This is a genomic window from Chloroflexota bacterium (assembly GCA_014360805.1).
Taxonomy (GTDB): domain Bacteria; phylum Chloroflexota; class Anaerolineae; order DTLA01; family DTLA01; genus DTLA01.
Genome location: JACIWU010000036.1, coordinates 8412 through 32825 on the forward strand (window position 1 = coordinate 8412; position 24414 = coordinate 32825).

The 24414-nt window shown below is 64.6% G+C and carries 13 protein-coding genes, 1 tRNA gene and 1 other RNA gene; 4 read left to right on the plus strand and 11 right to left on the minus strand.

The window, feature by feature from the left end; translation table 11 throughout:
• Nucleotides 1–110: 110 nt before the first annotated feature.
• Entirely contained in the window at nt 111–12518 is a 12408-nt protein-coding gene (locus H5T65_07690; GenBank protein ID MBC7259117.1) for a DUF11 domain-containing protein, read from the plus strand.
• Nucleotides 12519–12572: 54 nt separating this feature from the next.
• On the opposite strand, the gene H5T65_07695 is transcribed toward H5T65_07690, so the two are convergent.
• The 9 genes from H5T65_07695 to H5T65_07735 all read right to left on the minus strand — a co-directional run bounded on the left by H5T65_07695 (nt 12573) and on the right by H5T65_07735 (nt 21637).
• Nucleotides 12573–14033, minus strand: coding sequence for an alpha-glucosidase C-terminal domain-containing protein (locus H5T65_07695; protein MBC7259118.1), 1461 nt, complete (start codon nt 14031–14033; stop codon nt 12573–12575).
• Between the two features lie 3 nt (nt 14034–14036).
• Nucleotides 14037–15011: a sugar phosphate isomerase/epimerase gene (locus H5T65_07700; protein MBC7259119.1), complete on the minus strand. Its 975-nt coding sequence runs from the start codon at nt 15009–15011 to the stop codon at nt 14037–14039.
• Nucleotides 15012–15077: 66 nt separating this feature from the next.
• On the minus strand, nt 15078–16472 hold the full coding sequence (locus H5T65_07705) for an RsmF rRNA methyltransferase first C-terminal domain-containing protein (protein MBC7259120.1): 1395 nt from the start codon (nt 16470–16472) through the stop codon (nt 15078–15080).
• A gap of 73 nt (nt 16473–16545) precedes the next feature.
• Nucleotides 16546–17043: a GNAT family N-acetyltransferase gene (locus tag H5T65_07710; protein ID MBC7259121.1), complete on the minus strand. Its 498-nt coding sequence runs from the start codon at nt 17041–17043 to the stop codon at nt 16546–16548.
• The gene (locus tag H5T65_07715) at nt 16934–18070 is read right to left on the minus strand and encodes an ATP-grasp domain-containing protein (protein ID MBC7259122.1); all 1137 of its coding nucleotides are present in this window, start codon (nt 18068–18070) and stop codon (nt 16934–16936) included. Before H5T65_07715 ends, H5T65_07710 begins: the two co-directional genes overlap by 110 nt.
• Nucleotides 18070–19119 carry a hypothetical protein gene (locus tag H5T65_07720; protein MBC7259123.1) on the minus strand — a complete coding sequence of 350 codons (1050 nt, stop codon included), beginning with the start codon at nt 19117–19119 and terminating at the stop codon, nt 18070–18072. The genes H5T65_07715 and H5T65_07720 overlap by 1 nt, the downstream gene beginning before the upstream one ends.
• Nucleotides 19116–20456, minus strand: a complete 1341-nt coding sequence (ablA, locus tag H5T65_07725; protein MBC7259124.1) for a lysine 2,3-aminomutase — start codon at nt 20454–20456, stop codon at nt 19116–19118. The genes H5T65_07720 and ablA overlap by 4 nt, the downstream gene beginning before the upstream one ends.
• Nucleotides 20457–20516: 60 nt before the next feature.
• The gene (locus H5T65_07730) at nt 20517–20747 is read right to left on the minus strand and encodes a hypothetical protein (GenBank protein MBC7259125.1); all 231 of its coding nucleotides are present in this window, start codon (nt 20745–20747) and stop codon (nt 20517–20519) included.
• A gap of 206 nt (nt 20748–20953) precedes the next feature.
• Nucleotides 20954–21637 carry a response regulator transcription factor gene (locus H5T65_07735; protein ID MBC7259126.1) on the minus strand — a complete coding sequence of 228 codons (684 nt, stop codon included), beginning with the start codon at nt 21635–21637 and terminating at the stop codon, nt 20954–20956.
• A gap of 165 nt (nt 21638–21802) precedes the next feature.
• Here H5T65_07735 and ssrS point away from each other — a divergent pair.
• The 3 genes from ssrS (at nt 21803) to H5T65_07750 (ending at nt 23548) form a co-directional block, all read left to right on the plus strand.
• A non-coding RNA gene (gene ssrS, locus H5T65_07740) (6S RNA) lies at nt 21803–21982 on the plus strand.
• Between the two features lie 224 nt (nt 21983–22206).
• Nucleotides 22207–23109, plus strand: coding sequence for an MBL fold metallo-hydrolase (locus H5T65_07745; protein ID MBC7259127.1), 903 nt, complete (start codon nt 22207–22209; stop codon nt 23107–23109).
• Nucleotides 23110–23131: 22 nt separating this feature from the next.
• The gene (locus H5T65_07750) at nt 23132–23548 is read left to right on the plus strand and encodes a ribonuclease HI family protein (GenBank protein MBC7259128.1); all 417 of its coding nucleotides are present in this window, start codon (nt 23132–23134) and stop codon (nt 23546–23548) included.
• A gap of 37 nt (nt 23549–23585) precedes the next feature.
• On the opposite strand, the gene H5T65_07755 is transcribed toward H5T65_07750, so the two are convergent.
• Nucleotides 23586–24005, minus strand: a complete 420-nt coding sequence (locus H5T65_07755) for a hypothetical protein (protein ID MBC7259129.1) — start codon at nt 24003–24005, stop codon at nt 23586–23588.
• A gap of 62 nt (nt 24006–24067) precedes the next feature.
• Nucleotides 24068–24140 (minus strand) — tRNA-Arg (locus tag H5T65_07760).
• Between the last annotated feature and the right edge of the window lie 274 nt (nt 24141–24414).

The window sequence follows — 24414 nt, forward strand, 5'->3', positions numbered from 1 at the left end:
GAGGGTCTATATGAACAAACTGTAACACACAGGCAGAACATTTTGTGCTATAATCATAGGGGGCGATGCGAGTCCCGCCGTTATGTCTTCTTTGCTGTGGGGAGGTGCTTATGCGGAGGTACGTGGACAGGTACGCGCTGGCCTTCGCGGCGGTGTTCTTCGCTGCCGCGGCGCTCTTCTTTGGGATGACCCTGATGGCCCATGCGCGTCCCCAGCCGAATGCTACTGCGTGGGGCGGCAATGACGGCCCGATCGCCCAGGATTCGGCCCTCGTCGTCGCGGTTACGGGGCCTTCGGTGCCTGTGGAAATCTGCGGCACCGCCAGGTTCACGGTTACGGTAACCAACCTGGGGCCGGATCCGGCCGACAACGTCGTGATCCAGAGCGCCATGCCCGCAGGGTTTTCGCCAACGCCGCAGTCGGAGAACAAGGGCACGGTCGGCGTGGGCCAGATGGTTACTTCCACGTTCACATTCAACGCCGGCTGCGAGGCCGTCTCCGGCGATAACACGACGACCGTCTCCTATACGGGCGGCACTGACATCATCGTGTACACGTCGTTCGTGGTGAACCCGGGCGCCCTGTCGCTGACGAAGGAAGCGATTGCCGTGAACGGGGTCCCCATCGCGCCTACCACGTCGCCGTCCGCGTCTATCGGGGATGAGATCACGTGGCGGATTGTCGCGCAGAGCAGCGGTCTTGGCCCCATCTCCAACGTCGTCGTTACGGACGTGGTTGGCAGTGGGATGCAGTACGTTTCCTCCACGCCGCCCGGCACCTACAACGGCACGGATACGATCGTGTGGACCGCCACCGAGGTTCCTGCGCTGGCCCGGATTGAGGCAGGGCAGGCGGTTACGCTCACCGAGGTTACGTCGGTGCAATCGTGCAGCGACCTGATCAATATCGCGCGGGCCACATGGGGGTGCACCGGCGAGACGTGTCAGACTCCCGAGGAAGCGCAGGCCAGCGTCGCGTTGCGACTCAAGGAACCGTTGCTTGCCTTCACCCCGCCGAACGTTGCGCTGCCGTATTGTTCACCCTCCATTTCGGTGAGTTTTGATGTGCAGAACACGGGCGAGGGCGCGGCGAGGAATGTGTTCCTGGCCGTGGATTTGACCGGCTACAACGTAACGGTTACGTCTCCGGGCGCCAGTTACGTGTGGTCGCCAACGCCTGGGTTCATCCTGCCCGACATTCCGGGCAGCGGCTCCTACACGCTGTCCTATCAACTGTCGTTCGCGGGGAATTGGTGCAGCAGCACGCCGCCCTCAGGGTCGCGCACCTGGTTCCCCACCTACGAGGATGATTGTGGTGTCGTATTCCACACGCCGGTTCGCACCAATTCGCTGAGCATCAGCGGCGGGCCGCCCTCGCTGTCGCTCAGCAAGTCAGGCCCCAGCGTCGCGGCCCTGGGCGATGACGTGCAGTACACGATCAACGTCAGTTACACCGGGGGCCTTTCCTGCGGCGCGGGAGGGGAGGCCGGCGACATTACTGTTACGGATACGGTTCCGGCAGGCTGGAGCGTGCTGGACGCCGATGGCGGGACCGTGGTGGACGGCAAGATCGTCTGGACGGGCATAGACCCTGCTACGGGGGCCACGCTGCGCCCCACGTTCCACATTTCGGGCACGAATGAGAGCGGCTGCGACCTCTGCGGCAACGTCTACACTAACCAGGTTACGGCGTCAGTGCAGGATTGCTGCGGGTGCATCCGCACGGCATCGGCCTCGGCAACGACGGCGATAGAATGCCCGCAGACCGACATCGGCTTGGAGTCAAGCCGCACCATCGCCTCCGCCTATGACTTTGAATATTGCACGCCCATCACCTATACCAACACGTACACCTTTGACGATAACGCCCGCTGGGATAACGTCGCGTGGACCGACCTCCTGTTCACCGAGGACATGCCTGCGGGCCAGGCGTATGTCTCCGGGTCGGCGCGGGTGCTGATCAACAGCGTGGACTACACGAGCCAGGTTGCGGTTTCGGTCGTGGGCGGCCACCTGGTGTTTGACTTCAGCGGCGGGACGTTCCCGCCCAGTGTTCGCAACAGCACCCTCGTGATCCAGTATGCGCTGGACACGCATCCTTCCGGGTGTGGCGCGTCTACCACGTGGTACGATTTTGCCACGCTTGAGGTGGACATCACCGGCGATCCAGGGTTTGAAGGCCCGTGTACGACGGCGGGGGACACGCTGGTAACCCGCGACGTCGTGGAGCCGACGGTGTACGGCTCCACCATGAGCGTGGAGGTTACGGGCATCCCGGACATTGTGTCCTCTTGCGGCACATACGTCATCACGGTTACGCTCACGCGCACGTCGGCGATGGACGCCTATGATGCCCTGCTGTTCCTGGATAGCAGCAACTACGAGATCATCACGGTAACGGGGTGGTCCGGGCTTGAGCCACTGTCGCCGCTGGAGGGCACGCCTGTGCCGGGCGGGTACGAGTGGAACTACGGCGACCTGTTTTCAGGGGGCAACACGACCGCTGAACTTTACATAACCGTGCAGGCGCGGTGTCTGTCTACATCGTCGCTACCGGTTACCCTGTACTATAACAACCGCTGCAATGACCTGGCGTCTCCATCTTTTCCCATGGACGTGGCCAGCCCGGATCGGCAATGCTCAACGTCGGCCAGCGATTCGGGCCTTGTGCTGGATCCGGTGTTGACGGTGTACAAGTTCCCCGAGATGAAGTGGGTGTCGGGTACACAAGTCGCATGGCATGCTCACATCATCAACTCGGGTGCGGGGATAGCGCATGCCGTGCAACTCATAGATGAGATGGGCCCCAGCCAGAGTTTCAACACCGCCGTTTGGAGCGACGCCACCGGTGTAACCACGTACACGAATCAACTTCCCGATGGCACGCCTATCAACGGCGTGTCATGGGTCTTGTCGCTGGACCCGGGCGAATTCCGCGAGGTGGACATCATTGCCGATGTCGTGGGCTGCCAAGACGATGTCAACGTGCTGACCATGCAAACGAAGTGCCTGGGTGCGGTCTGCTCCGGGCCGGTGAGCGACTCCTCAACCCTACTGTTCCCGCCGGCCAACCTGGTTGCTACGTCCATGGCATATACACCTATCAACCCGTGTGGCCAGACCGATGTCGTCCTCACGGTGCGCAACGCGGGCCTGGCGCCGCTGTTTGACCTGGAACTCAACCTGACGTTGCCTGCCGGGCTGACCTACGCGGCGGCGCCCAACGCGGAGTACCGCGTCAACGGCGGCCCCTGGCTGGGCCTGGGGAGCAGCGAGCCGCTGATCACGCCGACGTCGCTGGTGTGGAGTTACACTCAGGGCGATTCCGGCCTGTTTGGCTACCTGGACAAACTGGACCCGGACACCACGGTGGAGGTGCGCTTCACGGTGGATGTGGCCTGTGAGTTCGTTCAGAGCCAACTGGCATTTTATGCGTCTTACACCGACTGCAAGACCGGCGGTCGCACCCAGACGGCCACCAGTTACTTCAGCGTCCGGCCGAACAATCCGATTCTGACCGTGTCCAAAGTCCAGACGCCCGCCGGCAACATCACCTGCGGCGCGCCCGTAGTCTGGACGATTACGGTGAACAACGCCCTGCTGGGCACGGATGGCGCGCCGGTTACGGCAAAAGTGGTAACGCTCGCCGACACGCTCGGTGGCGCGTTCAACTTCGTGGACCTGCGCGAGGGCGGCGTCTCTGTCCCGAATCGTCAGGTGGTCGGGCAGACGGTAACTTGGGAGGTGGCGAACTTGGGCCCGGGCGAGACGCGCACGTTTACGCTCCACGCGACGCTGGACAACGCGCCGTGCAGCCCGTCGCTCGGCAACACGGTATCGGCGGCGTGGGGCTGTGGGGACCCGGACGAGGACCCGTCCACGCCGGCCACCTGCCAGGGCACGCCGGTAACATCTAGCGCCACGGTAACTCGCGCCACACCTAACATCGTGGCGTCGTTCGCTCCGTCCGCGCTGGCTGCCTGCACGTCGGGCAATTTGGTTACGATTACGCTCACGAACAACGACTCTGTGGCGACGGCCTACAGCCCTGCCGTAGCGATCACGCTGCCATCGGGGGCCGCCTACGTGGCGGGCACGGCGAATCCGATCCCTAGTTCTTCTACTTCCACGCGCCTCGTTTACAACGCGGGCATCTTGCCGGACCTGGGGCCCGGGGAATCCACGACGATCAGTTTCCAGGTGGATCTGCTGTGCATCCGCAGCGGCTCTTTCAACGTGAGCGGCTCGTATCTGGACTGCTGCGACAGTTTGCACACGCTGAATCAAAATGTGGGGCCGACGTGGCAGTATCCGACCCTCACGATCACGAAGACCCCGACAACGCAGGCGATTCTGCCGGACAACGACGTTACCTGGACCATCCGCGTTACCAACACTAGCGCGGTTGCAACGGCGGGCTACATCCTGATTGAAGACACGCTGGGCAACGGATTCTCGTTCGTAACCGCCACGAACCCGGCCACGGGCATCGGCGACTTTGTGAACGTGGGGCAGAGCGTTACGTGGGAATTGGACGACCTGGGGCCCGGCCAGAGCAAGACGGTAACCCTGACTGCTCACTACAACGGCACGGGCAATGACTGCAATTCCACCCTGCGCCGCAATCGCGCCCGCGCCACGTGGGGGTGCGATAACGACGACAACATTGACGGAGACCCCACCACAACCGCCGACAGGGATTGCGCGAGTGGGGTGTACACGTCCTACGCCAACGCCTACGTAACCAGTCCCGACCTGTACTTCTCGGCCGGGCCTACGTACACGTGCAACACCGATGGCTCCATCACCGTGTCTGGGACGGTGCGCAATCACACCGACCAGAGCAACACGGCCACGGGCGTACAGGTGCGCATCATCGTGGACGGCGGCGCGCCCATAACCCTGTCCACGACGCCGGCCAACCTCAACCCGGGCAGCACCGGCACGTTCTCGTACAACACGGGGCCCCTGGAAACCGGCGTGCCGCACACATTCCAAGTGGTCATAGACCCCGCCAACACGATTGTGGAGTGCAACGAGACCAACAACTCGGCCAGCGGGGCCGCGACGTGCAATGTGCCGGTGCTGGACTTGACGAAGGACATCGCCCAAATCACGCGGGGCGGGGAGGTCCTGACGTCCTTCTCCAACATTCAACAGGGCGACCTCATCCGGTATCGCATTCGCATCAACAACCCGGGCGCGACGACGGCGTACAACGTGGTGATTACGGATGTGTTGCCGTCGCCGCTGGCGCAATTCGTGTACCAGGCCGGTTCCACTCAGGCGACTTGGCCGAACTACGCGGGCACGTACACCACCGACCCGACGGGCACCGGCTCTGCTGCGGACCCGCTGACCTGGACGTTCGCCGATGTGCCTCCTCGCGGCGCGACCATTGACCCGGGCGAGACGCTCACGCTGACGTTTGAGGTCCTCGTGGGCAATGACATCACCGACGGCGCGAGTTACACCAACACGGCCTATACCACGGCCCAGGATGGCTATGGGCAGGATTTGCCCGACGACTGGGACGACGAGACGCTCCCTGGCGCGCTCCCCGGCCTCGTGGTGGACAAGACCATCGCAGACATCAACGGCGGGCCGAATGACGGGTACGCCGAGCCGGGCGACATCGTTACGTACCGCGTTGTGGTTACCAATGTGGGCGCGGGCAACGCCTACTCGCTGGTGCTGACCGACACGCTGCCGCCTGCCTTTGAGTACGTAGCGGGCACTACCCTGGCCGCATGGCCCGGCGGCTCCTACACCAGCGACCCGACAATCAACGGCGCGACGCTGTTCTGGGACATCGGCGCGACGCTCCAGGGCGGCACGCCGACCGGTGAGGCGCTGACGCTCACCTTTGACGCGCGGGTAACGGCGGCGGTAACCCAGGGCGTAACGTACACCAACGTTGTTACGGCAGCGGGCAAGACCGGCGCAGACGTCCCCATCCCGCCCGATTCGGGCCTGCCCGACGACACCGACCCGGACGATTCGGATGACATTTCGCTCACGGGCGCGCGGCCCGGCCTGGTGCTGGACAAGAGCATCCCGCTGCTGATTCGGCAGGGCACGCCTATCCTGAACCCGACGACAGTAGAGGCGGGCGACATCGTCTCGTACACGGTGGTGGTAACCAACGTGGGGCTGGGCACGGCGCACAACCTGGTGCTGTCGGATACCCTGCCTACGGCATTTGAGTACGTGGCGGGTTCCACCATGGCCACGTGGCCCAGCGGCTCGTACACTAGCGATCCGGTGCAGGGCGGCGGCTATCTCCGCTGGAACGTCGGCGCGACACTGAACGGCGGCGACCCAATGGGCCAGGCGCTGACGCTGCGCTTCGCCCTGCGCGTAACGTCGGCCATCGCGCGCGAGCAATTCTATCCGAACACGGCCCTGGTCAACGGGCGCGACGGTTTGGGCACGCTGATTCCCGCGGACTCCGGCGACGCCGAAGACAATGACCTGGATGACCAAGACGATGCGACGCTCCAGGCGCTGAAGCCGGCGCTGGTAACGAGCAAACTCGTCGCCGATATCAACGACCAGCCGAGCGATGGCACGGTGGAGCCAGGCGACATCGTTACGTTCCTGGTAACGGTGCGCAATGTGGACCGCGGGACCGCGTACAACGTGGTGGTAACGGACACGCTGCCGTCGCCGGGTTGGGTCTATGTGCCAGGGACGACCTACGCGGAGTGGAACGGCGGCGCGAATACGTACACGGGCGATCCCACCATCACGGACGGTGGCGCGGTGCTCCATTGGCCGATCGGCGCCACGCTCGTCGGTGGCAGCCCCGTCGGCGACATCCTGACGCTTCGGTTTGACGCGCGCGTAACGTCGGACATCGTGTCGGATCAGACCTACACCAATGCGGTGTGGTTCACGGGCGAGGACGGCGCAGGCACGCCGATTCCCGCCGACACCGAAGACCCCGAAGACACCGATGATGACGACCAGGACCGCGTCCAGTTGCTGGGCCTGGAGCCCGCGCTGATCATGGACAAGGCGGTGGTGGACATCAACGGCCAGCCCTCGGCGGGGACCGTCGTGGCGGGGGACGTGGTAACCTTCACGATTGTCGTTACCAACGTCGGGCCGGGCGCGGCGTACAACGTGGACGTTACCGACCTCATGCCGTCGGGCTGGCAGTACGTCGCCGGGAGCACGCAGGCCAACTGGCCTTCGGGTTCGTCCACGGCTGACCCGACGGTGGCGGGGCAATTGCTGACGTGGGACTTGAGCGCGACGCTGAATGGCGGAGACCCCACGGGTGAAACTCTCACCCTGCGGTTCAAGGCGCAGGTAACTTCTTCCGCCATCGCGGGGCCGAACACGAACACCGGCGCGACTACAGGCGAGGACGGCGCAGGCACGCCGATTCCCGCCGACACCGGCCAGCCGAATGACACCGACCCCGACGACCAGGATCAGGAAACGCTGAACATGCTGAAGCCCGCGCTGGCGGTGGACAAGGAGATTACCCGTATCTTTGACCGCAACGGCGTGGAGGTTTCGCCCACGCCCACGGGCGTTGAGGCGGGCTATCGGGTGGAGTATCGCTTCGTCGTTACCAATGTGGGCACGGCCACGGCTTATAGCCTGAACGTTACCGACACGCTGCCTGCGGGCCTGGCGTACCACGCGGGGACGTCGGCGCTCAACGGCGCGCCCATAGCCGACCCGTCCGTCGAGGGGCAGAATCTCATCTACACGCTGAACCACACGCTGGCGGCGGGCGAGCGCATGACGCTCACGCTCCGCGCGGATGTTACCAGCGCCATCGTGGCTAACGCGACGCTTACCAATGTGGCCTACGTCCGCGGGCGAGACGCTTCGGGCGCAGTGATCCCCGGCGAGAACACGGATTTGGGCGATGTCAGCGATCCCGATCCCGACGACCCTGACGCCGACGACACCGGAAGCGAGTCGGTTACCGCGCTGGTCCCGGCGCTGGACGTGAACAAGGACATCGTTCGCATCTACGACCGGCTTGGCGTGGAGATTTCGCCGATGCCGTCGGCGGTGGAGCCTGGGATGCGGATTGAATACCGCTTCGTGGTAACGAACGTGGGCACGGGCACGGCGTACAACGTGGATGTAGAAGACCGCATGCCCATTGGGCTGGATTACCGCACGGGCACGTCCACGCTCAACGGCGCGGGCATCGCTGACCCAAGCGTTGCGGGGACGCCAGGCACCGGCCAGACGCTGACCTACGACCTGAACCACACGCTAGCGGCGGGCGGGCGCATGACGCTGACGCTACAGGCGACGGTAACCAGTCTGGTAACCCAGGGCACGGACCTGGTGAACTACGCCGAGGCGACGGGCTACGACGGCGCGGGCACTGAGATTCCCGACGCCAATGCTGTCCTGGGCGACGTGGCGGATTCGGATCCCGATGATGCCGACGCCGACGACACCGGCCGCGAGGATATCGGCGTCGTCGTGCCCGCGCTCAACGTGGACAAGACGGTCGCGCGTGTCTACGACCGCATGGGGTCCCAGATTAGTCCTACGCCGTCCGCGGTGGAAGCCGGCTACACGGTGGAGTATCAGTTTGTCGTAAACAACGTGGGTGGCGGCACGGCCTACGGCGTGGATGTGGTGGACAATCTTCCGGTGGGTCTGGAATATGTAACGGGCAACAGCGCCTTGAACGGCGTTCCCATCGGCGACCCCGCCGTTGTGGGGACGCCGGCGACGGGCCAGACGCTGACCTATGACCTCAACGCCACGATACCGGCGGGCGAGGCCATCACACTGACCTTCCGCGCGCGTGTAACGAGCCTTATCCGCGCGGGCGTCCCGCTGACCAACACGGCGGAGGCTACCGGCTACGATGGCTACGGCACGGAGATTCCCGATGCGAATCCGGGCATTGGAGACACGTTTGACCCCGACCCCGATGACTCGGATGCCGACGACACCGGCAGCGAGACGCTGGATACCCTTGTTCCGGCCCTGGATGTGGATAAGATTGTCCTGCACCTTTGGGACAATTTCGGCACGCCGATCCCGACCACGTCTCCGGTGGAGCCGGGTTATCGCGTGGAATACCAGTTCGTGGTAACGAACGTGGGCACGGGGACGGCGTACAACGTGGATGTGGAAGACCGCATGCCCGTTGGGTTGGAGTACCGGACGGGCACGTCCACGCTGAACGGCGCGGGCATCGCCGATCCGAGCGTGGCGGGGACGCCGGGCACCGGCCAGACGCTGACCTACGACCTGAATCACACGCTGGGTGCGGGCGAGCGCATGACGCTCACGTTCCAGGCGGACTTGACGAGCCTCATCACGCAGGGCGTCTCGCTGGCGAACTACGCCGAGGCGACGGGCTACGACGGCACGGGCACTGAGATACCCGACAGCAATGCCGACCTGGGCGACGTGGCCGATTCGGATCCCGATGATGCCGACGCCGACGACACCGGCATGGCGTATCTGGAGGTCAACGAACCGTTCCTGATTACCGACAAGACCATCGTGAGCGTGGCGGGCGATCCCAACCGCGACTACATCCTGCCCAATGAGGTCATCCGGTATCGGTTCGTGGTAACCAACGTGGGCCTGGGCACGGCCTACTCGCTGGTGCTGAGCGATGTGCTTCCGTCGCCGGGGTTCTCGTATGTGCCCGGCAGCACGGTGCTGGAGACGCCTTCGGGCACATCCACCGCCGACCCGACGGTGGCCGGAACGCTCCTCACCTGGAACACGGGGGCGACGCTGCTGGGAGGCGTGCCTGTCGGCCAGGCGGTTACGCTGACCTTCTCGGCGCTGACGGGTTCCGACTTGCCCGATGGCCAGTTTATGGTGAACACGGCCTACGCCGGCGCGCTGGACGGCAGCGGCGCACCGGTGCAGAAGGATGGCGTGGATCCGCAGGATACGGATCCGGACGATCAAGATGACGTCCAGATATGGGCGCAGAACTCCGGCCTGGTAACGGACAAGAGCATCGTCTCGGTGAATGGGCTGCCCTACGACGGGTCGGTGGAGCCTGGGGACATCATCCGCTACCGCTTCGTGGTAACGAACGTGGCGGCGGGCGCGGCGTATTCCCTGAACATCACGGATACGCTGCCGTCGCCTGGCTTCGTGTACGTGCCCGGCTCCACGGTAGCGGTGTGGCCGTCGGGCTCGTCCACGGCGGACCCGACGGTTGCGGGCGTGGTGTTGAACTGGAACCTGGGCGCAACCTTGTTGGGCGGCGTGCCTGTCGGCGAGGCGCTCACGCTGACCTATGATGTGCACGTTACGAGCGCCATCGTCGCGGCGCGCACGTACATCAATACGGCCACGGTAACGGGCTTCAACCAGGCGGGCGAGCAGATTCGGCCCGATAGTCCCGACCCAGAGGACGATGATCCGGACGACACGGATTTCACCACGGTCTCGGGCGTTACGCCTGCGCTGGTCATTGACAAGCGCATTACCGACATCAGCCGCGGCATGGGGACGACCGTGATCTATCCGGGCGATGTCATCACGTATCAGGTCGTCCTCACCAACGTGGGAGGCGGCATCGCCTACCACGTGAGCCTGACGGATACCCTGCCGTCGCCCGTGTTCACGTATGTGGCCGGCTCAACCCAGTCGATCTGGCCTTTGGGATCGTCCACGGCGGATCCGACGGTGAACGGCATTGTGCTGCACTGGCCGTTGGACGCCACGTTGCGCGGCGGCGAGGCGCTGACGCTGACGTTCGCGGCGCAACTGGGCAACGACTTCCACGGGACCGTCTCGTTCGTCAACCACGTTTACGCCACGGGCCGCGACGGCGACGGTACACCCATCCCGGCACCTTCTACCGATCCGGCCGACTGGGACGTGGACGACGCCGACGATGTGCCGGTGGAAGGGCAGAAGCCGACGGGCACGCTGGACGTGGAGCCGCTGTGTCCCATCGCGTGCGCCGGATGGAAGCACACCTTCGTGATCACGTACACCAACGACACAGCGATTCCGCTGACTCAGGCGCAGTTGGTGATTACGCCACCGAATCACACTCTGGTGGTCTTCGCCGACTCCTCGGCGGGGCTGGTGTCGGGGCCGAACCCCGGCCAAGTCTCGTGGAATCTGGGTACCGTGGGCGTCGGCGAAGTGGTGGTGCGCAACCTGGTGCTGCATCTGTACTCCAGCATTCCGCACGGGACGGTGCTTACGTTGCCTGTGGGCGCGTTTGCCTACGAGAGCGATCCATTGCAGGTGCTGGAGACGTTCACGGTGCGCCGCGACGGCGTGTGCCTGGGGCCGACGCCGACGCCGCTGCCGACGAGCACGCCGACCCCGACACGCACCGCGACGCCGACGGCGACGCAAACGCGAACGCCGACTCCATCGCCAACACCGACGGCAACAGGTACACCGACGCTGACGCCTTCGGCGACGCCCACGGCGACGGCCAGCCCGACGGCCACGCGCACGCCGACGCCTACGCCCAGCCCGACGCCAACCCCGACGCCGCCAGGCCCCACCGCAACGCCGACGCGGACGCCGTTCGCCGGCTGCGATTGGATCTCCGGCGGCTGGGTGGACTACGCTCCGCATGGCGTGCCCGACTTTGACATGCGCCAGGAGGGTTGGCAGAACCCGAGCGGCAAGTGGTCTTACGACGGGCCGGCGGCTGCGGCGAACGTCCTCTGGTGGTACGACTCGCGGTTTGAGACGGGAGGCAGCCCGCCGCCCATCATCAGCGACAACTATCCGCTGGTACAATCCTACGACACGCTGGGACCGTTACGCCGCGACGACCACGACCCGATGAACGTGGACCTGCCGGGCAATCCGGGGATGCGGCAAGGCGAGTTCGTGGAAGATCTGGCCTACGTGGCGCGCACGGATTCCAGGGGCCAGACATCGGAGGGGACCGACCTGGAAAGCCTGGCGCTGGGTATCGGCCAGTACATCCACGAGAAGGGCCTGTGGCCCGACTACACGGTGGAGGTGCGCAAGTCGCCTTCGCTCATCTGGCTCACGGACCAGGTTCAGCAGAACAAGCCGATCATCCTGCTTGTGGGCTTCTGGGAGTACCAGTGGGTAACGGATTACGAGGGCCATGGTTCGTGGCAGTGGCGACGCCTGGGTGGGCACTACGTGTCCGTCGCGGGCACGTGCCTGGTGAGCAACCAGGTGGCCTTGAGCGACCCGTGGCGGGACGGGGCGGAGATGGGGATGAGCGCCGGGCGGGTCTTGCCGCCGCACAGCCCGCACCTCGGCGATGCTACGGTCCACAACGACGCGCAGATGGTTAGCCACGACTTGTACGGCGTGCAGCCCTCGGCCAGCCCGGGCGGCCTGTGGGAACTGATGGGATACGCCCCGGCCTACGAGGAGATTGCCAACTTCGTGGGCCTGAACTGGGCGCAGGACTTGCGTGCGTACCAGGGCGAGTACAAGGGCGGTGCCATCCACGTGGAAGCGGAGTATGCGATCCTTCTCACGCGGGCGAACCACCCGGTGGTTCGGCGATACCTGCCCATCCTATGGAGCATTGAGTAGTGCAGTGAGACTCTACGCAGAGCGCCGCCCATCCGAGCGGCGCTCTGTTTGTTTCTAGCCCACGACGGCAAGCACGCGGCCCTGCCTGGGCGGTACAGGCACGCCGCTCAGGAGGGAGCCGCTGGCGCGGAACTCCTCGCCGCTCCACACGTCCTTGACCGTGAGGTTCTGGCCCCATGTGGCATCCAGTTGCAGCGCGACTGGGCGGGGAGAGCGGCTGGCGTTGAGCATGATGATCATCGTCTCAGCATCCAGCCTGCGCGCGAACGCGTACACGTCGTCGCGCGCCAGGAGCGGGAGGAAATCGCCGCGTCGTAGCGCGGGGTGCGACTTCCGCAGCGCCACGCACTGCTTGACATAATCGCGCAGGCTGTGATTCCACTTCACTTCGTCCCACGGGAACGCGCGGCGGCAGTCGGGGTCGTGGCCGCCTTCCATGCCGATCTCATCGCCGTAGTAGATGCAGGGCGCGCCAGGGTAGGTCATCTGGAACAGGATGGCCAGGCGCAGGGCCGACTCATCGCCGCGGGCAAGGGTAAGGAATCGCGGCGTGTCGTGGCTATCCAGAAGGTTCAACTGGGCGAAATTGACTTCGGGATGGTAGAGGCCGAGGATACGGTCAATCTCCGCCGCGAACTCGGCCAGCGAGCGCGGACGCAAATCTCGGTAACTCCATACCTGCTGCGCCATGCCTACATTCAGGGCGTTGCCCGCGAAGTAGGATAGGCAAGCCTTGGTGAAGAGGTAGTTCATCACGGCGTCAAACTGGTCGCCCTGGAGCCAGCGCTGGGATTCGTGCCATATCTCGCCGACGATGTAGGCGTCGGGGTTGATGGCCTTGACCCTGCGGCGAAACTCCTGCCAGAAAGCGTCGTCGTTGATCTCGGTCGGCACGTCCAGACGCCAGCCGTCTATCCCCTGCCGAATCCAGTGCTCGGCCACGCCGAAGATGAACTCGCGGACGGCAGGCGTGTCGGTGTTGAACTTGGGCAGCGCGCGCAGTCCCGCCCAGGCCACGTAGTTGGGCGGACGCTTGGGGTCGTAGGCGTGCAGGGGGTAGCCTTTGATGTGAAACCAGTCCACGTAGGGCGAGGCGGGGCCGTTCTCCAGGATGTGGTTGAACTGGAAGAACCCTCTGCTGGCGTGGTTGAAGACTCCATCCAGCACGATGCGAATGCCTCGGCGATGGGCCTGCTCCAGGAGCGTGGCCAGGGCAGCATTGCCGCCGAGGATGGGGTCCACGTTGTAGTAATCGTGGGTGTGGTATCGGTGATTGGCCGTGGACTGGAAGATGGGCGTGAAGTAGATGGCCGTGATGCCCAGATCCGACAAGTAGTCCAGCCGTTCGGCCACGCCTATCAGGTCGCCGCCCTTGAATCCGTACACGGTGGGCGGCGAATCCCACGGCTCCAGGTTGGACGGCTTGCGCACCAAGGGGCTGGTGGCAAACCGATCTGGGAAAATCTGGTAGAAAACGGCATCTTTGACCCAGTCGGGCGTATGAATCTCACCCATGCCTTACACTCCATCTCGCCAGGTTTTGGCAATGAGCCGCCTGGTTTCGGCGATGACTTCTTCCAGGTACGGCAGGTAGCGGGGCCTCAATTCCACCACCAGCAGGCCGTCGTAGCCCGCGGCCTTCAGGATATCCAGGACCGCTGCCAGGGGTATCCGTCCCCATCCCGGCGGCATGTGATTGTCGGCCTCGCCGAACACGAGCCTGTCGCCCAGCGATTCGTTCATGTCGTCGGTGATGCCGAAGTTGTCGTGGAAATGCAAATGGTTCACCCAGGGCGCGCAGGTCCGGATGGCGGCCAGGTAGTCAGGGTCCGGCCAGTACGGAGCGGCCAAGAACGCATGGGCCACGTCCAGACAGATGCCCACGTTGGGGAGGCTCACCGCTTCCATCTGCTGGGCGAGCAGGTCCAGGCGCATGCCCTGGTGGTAGTGGGCGAGTTCGGCGGCGGGTTTGCCGTGCATGGCGAGGGCGGAGATTTCCCACTGGTGGGGGTCTCGGTTCTCTACCGCGAGGATTACCCCCATGTCCGCGGCGCGGCGGCCCACCGCGATCAGCGCCTCCGTCTCCCGCTCCCACATCTCGCGGAGTTCGTCCTCGGACGGGAGCGGCGCGAGGTGCCGATAGGGGGCGTGCAGCGCGATCTGCGCGCTGTGGTACACGACGCGTCGGGCGCCCAGGGCCTCGGCAAGGCCCAGGATGGCGTTCATGACCTGATAGTGCCGTTCGTTGCGGATGAGGCTGAGGTTGTTGGGGCAGTGGAGCGTTACGTTCAGGCCGTGCGCGGCCAGAATCTCGCGAACGCGCCTGGCCTCGGATTCAATCAGGACGCCGCCGCGAATCGCGTTGAGACCAGGGACGGAAATCTCTACGGTGTCAAAACCACAGGCTTTGTACTTCTGGAGCAGGCCCTCCAGAACCGAGGTCTGCCCGTCTATGTACTCGTGATCTGCGTTGATCCCGATGCCACGAATCACCGGAAGGCTCCTTGTCAACAATGATTGCGAGACGCCTTGCGCATTCTAGGCGACGGGGCGCGATTGTCAAATGGAAGGGGTGCGCGACATCTGGCGCAGGTGGCGGGGGTAGTGGTTCTTCACGGTGTCTCCGACGCGGAAACCCCAGCCCAGCGGGAACTCGCCCGCGCCGACCAGCACCCAGCCGGGCTCCCCAGCGGCTATGAGCGGTTCGCCGCGGAGGTAGCGTGCCGTGTCCTCGCCGTCGGGCGGGAGCGACAACCGCCGACGCGCGTCGGACATGGCCAGCCCCAGCGCCAGGGCGTGGCTCGGAACGAGGCGGCTTTCTCGCAACAAGCCCACATGCCAGCCGGGCCACAGGGCGCGCAGGCCCACAGGCGCGGGCATACCGTCTGCCACCAGGAAGACGCGGTGGCCGTCGCGGATGACCGTGCCTGGAAGATCTTGCGCCAGGGCCTCGGCGGTGAAGTCGCGGAAGGCGCGCGCGGCGGCGGGGTCTTCTCGCGCGGCGGCGCGGCGCGGGGGCGGCCCGGGTTCGTCCGTGCGGCGCATTAGGGCGATGAAGTGGCCGTCGCCACGGACGCGGTGAGGCCAAAGCCTGGCAGCGTGTTCCAGCGGGAGGCGGCAGCCTTCGGGCAGGGAACACCATTCGCGCCGCCCGCGTTCCGCCACGCCAGGGAGGTGCGCGGGTATCAATTCGTAGTTCGGGTGGGCGAGCAGGAAGCGCGCTACCACGTCTTCGTTCTCTTCGGGGCTGAAGGTGCAGGTGGAATAGACGAGGATTCCACCCCCTGCCACCATCTCGGCGGCGCGGTTCAGGATCAGGAGTTGCCGCCGCGCGCAGCCGGCCACCGTCTTCGGCGACCAGGCCAGGCGCGCCTGGGCACTGCGCCGAAACATGCCTTCCTCGGAGCAGGGGGCGTCTGCGAGGACGCGGTCAAAGAACCCGGGCAGAGCGGCGGCCAGGCGTTCTGGCGCATCCGACGCGACGACGGTGTTGCGCGCGCCGAACCGCGCCAGGTTCTCGGCCAGGATGCCGGCCCGGCTCCGCACGGGGTCGTTGGCGACGAGAAGGCCACGGCCTTGAAGTCTGGCGGCGATTTGCGTGGCCTTGCCGCCGGGCGCGGCGCACAAATCCAAGATGCGCTCTCCTGGCTGTGGACTCAGGGCTTCCACCGCCGCCATGGCCGACGGCTCTTGCAGGTAGTATAGCCCGGCCCAGTGGTAGGGATGTTTGCCGGCCCGGACATCGGCCTCCTGCAGGTAGTACCCAGCCGAGCACCACGGGACGGGGTCCAGTCGCCAGCGGGTCAGGGCTTGGAACGCCTGGGGCGTGATCTTGAGTAGGTTGATGCGGAGACCGATCGGGCTTGGGTCATCTAGCGCGTCTCGGAACTCCGCGAATTCGGCGCCGAGGAGCGCTTGCATCCGCTCAAGGAAGGCTGCGGGGATGTCCGGCAGCCGGTTGCCTATGGCGGGCAAGTGCTTGGGACCAGGGCGAGGGCTTGGGGATGTCATCTCACAACCTCTCGTGTCATGCGGCGCAGACTGCTGCCGGCACAGGGCGCAGCGTTTTGCCGAAGATAATGAGGTCATCGCCGGACGCGTAGAAATCGTGGATGACGGCCTGATACCGGTAGCCGCAGGATTCGTAGAACCGCCGCGCGGGTTCGTAGGCTGGCGTCCCCGAAGTCTCCACGAGGATGAGGCGACCCTGCTGCGCCGACACGATGTCCTCTACTTGATGCAAGAGCGCGCGGCCTACGCCCTGCCCATGTGCGGCGGGATCCACGGCAATCCAGTACAGATCCCACACGCCCTCGGCAAGGGGGTGGGGGCCAAAACATGCGTAGCCTAGGGTTCTGCCGCCGTCGTGGAAGGCGAGGAAGGTGTAGCCGCTTTTCTCGCCTTGTTTCAGATATTCATTCCACAGTTCCGCTACACACTGGATCTCCGACGGGCTGAAGACTCCGACTTCGGCTGTAATCGCCGCTATGGAGTCCCCGTCTTCGGGTTGGGCGAGACGTATCATAGGTTTGCCTTTGCCTCATTGCGATGTCTAATATCCGGAGGGCCATTTCGGGATACGAGTAGCCCACCGTCCTCGCGGCGCGGAAGAAGCCCGCATCGGGCGAGAGGTCGGGGTTGCAGTTGACTTCTATGACGTAGGGGATGTTGTCCTGCGACAGGCGCATGTCCACCCTGGCGTAGCCCTGACACCCAATGGCTCTCCACGCTCGGAGCGCCGCGCCGCGAATGCGGTCGGCGACCTCCGGATCCACGTTGGCGGGGCACACCACGGGCGTATGCGTGTACGCGAACGAATCCTCCACCCATTTGGCCGAGAACGACACGATGCGCTCCAGCGGGTCCTGGAAGGCGCTGAAGTCCACCTCGGCCAGGGGTAGCACTTGGGGCGGGTTGCCCCAGAGGGAGATGTTGAACTCGCGGCCTGCGATGAATTCCTCCACCAGGGCCGCCTGGCGATAGGTGCCGACCAGGTACGCGACGCGCTCGCGCATTTCCTGGAGGGAGCGAACCACAGCACTGCCTTCTATGCCCTGGCTGGCATCCTCGGCTACGGGCTTGACGATGGCCGGCAGGGGCAGGTCGCCGAGCGCATCTCGCGTAACTTCCACGGGGTGGCGGAACAGTCGCCAGTTGGGCGTTGGCACGCCAGCGCGGCGCAGGGCCTCCTTGGCCCGCGCCTTGTGCGTGGACAGGGCAAGGGCCGCCGCATCCGAGCCGGTGAAGCGATAGCCCATCGCCTCAAGCGCCCAGGCGATTCGGACTTCTTCAAACAGCCGTCCGCCCAGCCCTTCTCCCAGATTGAACACAACCCACTCCGTTGCCGGATACGGTAGAAGGGCCGATTCCACGTCGTCTGTTATGGCCACCAGGGCGGCCTGGACACCTGCTTCCGCCAGGGCACCGGCCAGGGCGTGCGCGCAGGCGATGACTGCCTGATCGGCCACGATGTCCTCTGGGCTGCCCTTGACCAGGGATTCTGTCTTGTTGTACACAATCGCAACGCCGCAAGGGCGCTCATCGTTCTCCATCAGACCCTCTCAAGCCCGTAGCGTCTGGCCGCCAGGCGTAGGACTTCCAGGATCAGGGTGTTGTAGGGCAGGTTTTCGCCCCTGGCGGCCAGGACAATGTCGCTGTAGGTTGGGTTCAGTCCCGGCAAGGTGTTGATTTCCAGCAGGTACGGTTGGCCATCCGCGCCCAGGCGAAAGTCCACCCGCGCCACGTCCAGCCCGCCGATGGCCTCAAAGGCGCGAACCGCCAGGTCTTTGAGTTGGCGTTCCAGGTCTGTGGGTATCGGCGCGGGGCAGAGGTATTTCGGCCCCAGGGGCATCTCCGACTTGATGTAGCCGGTGTACAGCCGCTCCCCTTCGGAAAGATGGCTTACGTCTATCTCCATGACCGGCAAGACGTGGAAGCCCCTCTCGTTGTAGAAGGGCGAGAGGGGGCGCTCCCCAGGGGCCAGCGTGTTGCCGAGGAGCCCAACGGTGAACTCCCTGCCCGGGAGATACGATTCTACCAGCGCCGGCTGGCGGTAGGTGCGGATGACCCAGCGCACCTGCTCGCGGAGCGCCGCCTCGTCCTTCACGACGGATTGCTTGTTGATGCCCATGCCCGAGCCTTCGCGGGACGGCTTCACGAACAGCGGGAAGGCGAGCGCGGCATCCAGCGGCTCATCGCCGAGGTAGAACGCCTGGAACGGAGCCGTGGGCAGACCCGCATCCCGCCAGATGCGCTTCGCAATCACCTTGTCCAGCGAGATCGCGTGCGCCAGCGCCTTGGACGCGGTGTAGGGAATGCCCAGCATTTCCAGCAGCGCGGGCACATGGGATTCCCTGGATTCGCCGCGCAGACCCTCGCAGATGTTGAAGCAGATGTCGGGTCTTGCGCGGCGGATCGTGTCCAGCAAGGTCTCGTCGCCTTCCAGTGGGATGACCTCATGCCCGCCGGATTCCAGCGCCGATTTCAGGCCCTCCACCGTCTCTTCGGAGTCATACTCCGCGAGGGCGTCTTCGGGCGCGTCCTCGGGCACAGGTACGTGTTTCTTTAGGTTGTAAAGCAGGGCAATGCGCAGCCGCCTCATCGCTGCTCAACCTCTGCCGTACGGGTGGCGATGGAGTGGATGGGCACGGGCTGCTCGCGATGGTGCACGTGATCCCAGCCCTCCGGCGCGATGGCCAGGCGTTCCCCGCTGAGGAGGCCGGCGAGGCCTTCCTGCCCGCCTTCGGAGTGGCGCGCCTGGCAGTAGGGGCACGTCCGCGGGTCGTGCGACACGTAGTCGGTGGGCTGCGTGTAGGTGCTGATGAAGCCCTCGTAGTTGCGGATGACGACCCGACTTTCGGACATGCTCATCAGGTAGTTGGGCAAGATGGGGACTTTGCCACCGCCTGCCGGCGCGTCAATGACGTAGGTGGGAATGGCATAGCCGGAGGTGTGCCCTCGCAGCGCCTCCATGATCTCAATGCCCTTGGCGACAGGCGTGCGGAAGTGCCCCGCGCCGTGGACCAGGTCGCATTGGTAGAGGTAGTAGGGCCGCACGCGGTTCCTCACCAGTTTGTGCACCAGCGCCATGATGACGTTGGGGCAGTCGTTGACGCCGGCCAGGAGCACCGTCTGGCTCCCCAAGGGGATGCCGGCATCCGCAAGTTTGTTGACGGCCTGCTCAACCTCCGGCGCCAGTTCCTTCGGGTGATTGAAATGGATGTTCACCCAAAGCGGGTGGTATCGCTTGAGCGTGTTCACCAGTTCGTCGTTGATGCGCTGGGGCAGGAACACCGGCACCCGCGTTCCGATGCGGATGACTTCCACATGCGGGATGGCCCGCAGGCGCGCCAGGATGTGGTCCAGCACCTTGACCGGCAAGGTGAAGGGGTCTCCGCCCGAGATGAGCACGTCCCGCACTTGCGGGTTCGCCGCCACGTAGGCGATTTGCCGATCGTAGTCGGCGGGCGAGAACTGGGCGTGCGAATTGCCCACGACCCGACTTCGCGTGCAATAGCGGCAGTAACTGGCGCACTGAGTGGTTACCAGCATCAGAACCCGATCGGGGTACCGGTGGACCAGGCCAGGGACGGGCGAGTGGGCGTCTTCCGCCAGCGAATCCTCCATTTCAGCCACGAACGGGACGAGTTCCTGGGCCGTGGGGACCACCTGGCGGCGGATGGGACAATTCGGGTCGTCGGGGTCCATCAGGCTCGCGAAGTACGGAGTGATGTCGGTCCGGAACCGATTTGGGGCGCTGAGCGCATCTCGCTCCGACTGGGTCAGATGGATCACTTGTGAGAGTTCTTCAATGGAACTCAGACGGTGGCTGAGTTGCCAACGCCAATCATTCCAAAGGGATGGAGGCACATTCTCCCAGGGGCGGGGAGGCCTCCCGGTACCGGGGGGCTCCTCAAACTCCGTTGCCATCGTTTCCATTTGCGTCGTCTCCTCTACAAGATGCTGATGATAACTTTGCTCGGTGCGTTAGCGCGGGTCTCAGGCGTCGTTGTCGGCATTTTCCATCAGGCGCACGCGCTCGCGTAGAATCCAATCCTTGTCTTGTTCCTCGGGCGCCGGGGGATTGAAAACCCAGTCCACCTCCGGCGGATTCGCATTGATGACCTCAAGTTTCGCCCCGCATTGGGGGCAGACAACCTTCGCCCCGACTTCCGCATACTTGCCGATTGGAAGGGTCGCCCCGCATTCAGGGCACGATACAGATGGCATCTCGTTTTGTCCCTGCTTCTGCTAACCTCTGCGCTACCGCTGGTATGCCTGGGCTTCTTCCCCCGGATTGGAGGGTATGCAGAACTGTGGCCAGGCCTTCTTGAATACCCTGCGCATTATAACCCGATTGCGTGTAAAAGGTGTGCAAGAAGTGTATCAATATGGTACACAGGGGCGCCCAGGTATCGCAACATTTCAACACGCGGCTACGCGTCGGGGTTCTGGAGTTTGTAGCCGATACCCGGGACGGTCAGGATGTATCGCGGGTTCTTGGGGTCCTGCTCTATCTTCGCCCGCAGCCGGCTGATAAGCCCCCGGACGAGTTCGCGGTCGCCCTCGCCGCTGTAGCCCCAAACGCGCTCCACGATGGCCTCGGTCGGCAGGGTCTGACCCTGGTGCATCATGAGCGTGTAGAGCAGGCGAAACTCCAGGTGGGTGAGGCGATGGGGAGGGTGTCCCTCCCGCTGGACGTCGCGCGACGACGGGTCCAGTGTGATGCTGCCGACGCGAAGGGTGGGGAGGCTGAGCAGGGGAACGCCGCTGCTGCGCCGCAGGAGCGCGCGCAATCGGGCCAGGAGCAGCCGCGTACTGTACGGACGGTTGAACACCACGTCGGCGCCGGCCTCAAACGCCGCGAACAGCGAGTCCTCGTCCTGGGCGTTCGTGAGGACGGCCAGGGGGACATCCGTCTCGGCGCGCACACGCCGCACCTGTTCATGCGGCGCGCCTGCCCGTAGCGCGACGACAACCATGTCGGCGGGGCGCTGCGCCCAACTGCGCATGGCCCGCTCCAGGTCGTTCGCAATGGTTACGGCTAGCCCCACTCGCTGGAGCACCAGCGAGAGAATCGCGGTTTCATCGTTGTCATCGCAGACCAGCAAAGCGTACACAGCCTCAGTTCCTTCGGCAAGCGTCAGCGGCTCTGCCTGGCCCTCTGCGCTCCATGGCAGGGCCGGTTGCCAGTACAAGTATAGCGGTTTCGCGCGCCAGGGGCAAGAAGCACTGGGCGCGCGGGCATTTTTGCAGAATCGGGCGAATTGTGGTAATATTTATGCAGAACCCTGCTGTGTGCGTGAAGTCTCACCTAGTGTTTTGAGCCAACACCTAATAGACGGGGGCCTGGCACTGCTGGGGCTGTAGTAACCCTTCGGGGTCAGGCATTAACCAGCGGGCTGGCTCCCACCTGCGTGAGCAGGTTCAAAACTCATTGAGACGCACGGCACAGCGGGGTATCTTTGTGCCCTGCGGGCGGCGAACGCTGCGGGTTGCCCCCTCTCGCTCCGCTGCCTTCTCGCCCCGGGAGCGGGCAGAGGATGGGAGGCGAGCGCCATCCCACGGCAAGGCTCCTTCTCCCAGCGCGGCGGGATCCGTCGGATGCGGCGGGCGTCGCAGGGCTTTGACTTTTCGCCGCTTGCGTGCTATGCTTCGCGCTGCAAATTCCGTAGCGGAAGAGTGCCTCATGGGATACGAGAGAATTGATGATGACGTCTACGTCTTTTCCAGCGATACCTATGCGCAGGTAACGGCAGGCCTTGTGTTCACGAGGGCAGGGGCGATCCTGATTGACACGCTTCCCTTTCCGCGGGAGACGCAGTCCATCGTGCAGTTTGAGCGTCGCCGCGGTGGGCTGGGCGTGCGATATGTCATCAACACCCACCACCATGCCGATCACGTGTACGGCAATTACCTGTTCCCTGGGGCTCGGGTGATCGCGCACGAAATCTGCCGCACGATCATGATGAAGGAGGGGCCGGCCCTCCTGGAACGCGACCGCCAGTCCATGCCGCAACTCATGGAAGTAGTGCTGCGCTTCCCGGACATCACCCTGGATAAGGGCGGGGCCATCCACATCGGCGGCAAGTCCATGGAGATCATTCCCCTGCCCGGTCATTCGGACGACGTGCTGGGCGTGTACCTGGTGCAGGAGAAGATTCTCTTCGCCAGCGACGCCATGATGCCGGTGCCCTACATTGTTGGGGGCGACCCGGATGCGTACAAGCGTTCGCTCCTGCGGATGGGCGAATTGAACCTGGAGAACCTGGTGCAGGGGCATGGCGAAGTGCTCTTGCGCGGTGAGATTCCCGAAGCCCTGAATGCGAACGTCGCCTACCTGGATACAGTCCGCGCGCGGGTCAGGGAGGGGATTGAGATGGGCCTGTCGCGCGATGAAATCGCGGCCCTGGACATTGAGGAATGCGGCCTGTCGCGCGTGCCTTTAGGTGGGCTTGCCCAGCACTTGCATCGGGCCAACGTGCTGTACCTGTACGACGAGATGCGCCGCGGCGGGCTGCCCTTCGCCGCGGATGGGCCTGGGACTTCCCCCGCGCGTGCCCCGGCAGACGAGGATGAGCCGCTTGAGTGATCGGCCTCGTTCCGCACGCCGCTTGCCGCATACCAAGGCGGACTTCACCGTGGTCTTTGACGGCGGGAGCAAGGGCAACCCCGGCCCCGGGTATGGCAGTTTCGTGTTGATGCGCAACGCCGATGGCGCGCAGAAGAGGCAGCGCCTGAATCTGGGCGCTCGCATGACCAGCAACGAGGCCGAGTACGACACGCTGATCCGCGCCCTGGAGGCGCTGCTGGATTGGATTCGCGAGATGGGCCTGCAGGCGCATGAGGTTACGGTGGAAGTGCGCGGGGACAGCCAACTGGTCATGCGCCAGGTTCAGGGCACGTGGAAAGCGAGGGAGCCGCGGATGGCAGCGCGGCGCGACCGCGTTGTGGCGCTCGCAAGCCGATTGGGCGCTGTGCGGTGGGTGGAGCAGCCCCGCGCGGCCTCGGTGCGGCTGCTGGGGCACTGACGCCGCGCCCGGCCACCGGCCGCAGCGAGGGCAGGCGCTACTCTTCGGGGAGTTCCTGCACCGGCAGGTTGAGGTCCACCAACTCGCCGTGAACGTTGACGGTGGCGCGGAAGCCCATCATACCGAGGTAGAGCCTCGCTTCCTCGGGCAGGCCGAACTCCATCATCTGGTCCACCTGCTTGTCCAGATTCTGCAATGTGGCATCTACGGCCGCTTTCGTGAACAGGTCGTCGCGCCCCAGGAGTTCCAGAATCTGGGCCGTAACCAGGTCGCGGTGTTGGAGCATCTGGTCGCGCAGGCGCGTGAGGATTTGCTGGTCCACGTCGCGCGCCGGGACGTGCCGAAGGAAGCCGTACTCGGGGATTGTGTAGCACGGCTCATCGCCGACGTAGGCCACGCCCACAGGCTCGCCTACCTCGTTGAAGATTAGGTTCTCAAAGAGTGGTTTCTTGACCATGCCGTTCCCCTGGCAGGCCCGCCGTCGCCAGGCGCGATGTCGGGGCGGCGGGACTCCGCAGGTACCCCCGGAGCGATTCGAACGCTCAACCGACTGCTTAGAAGGCAGTTGCTCTGTCCGTTGAGCTACGGGGGCTCGGCTGAATTATAGCACGATGCGCGACGGTCTGGCAACTCGCTCGCAATGGGCGGGTGGCACAATGCCCGAAGATGTGGGGCGGCTTTCCATAGCCGCCGGAGGCTGGGGGCAGGTATGGAAACCTGCCCCTACGCTCGCAATGGGCGGGTGGCACAATGCCCGAAGATGTGGGGCGGCTTTCCATAGCCGCCGGAGGCTGGGGGCAGGTATGGAAACCTGCCCTACGCTCGTGATGGGCGGGTGGCACGACGTCCAAACCCGTAGGGCGGCT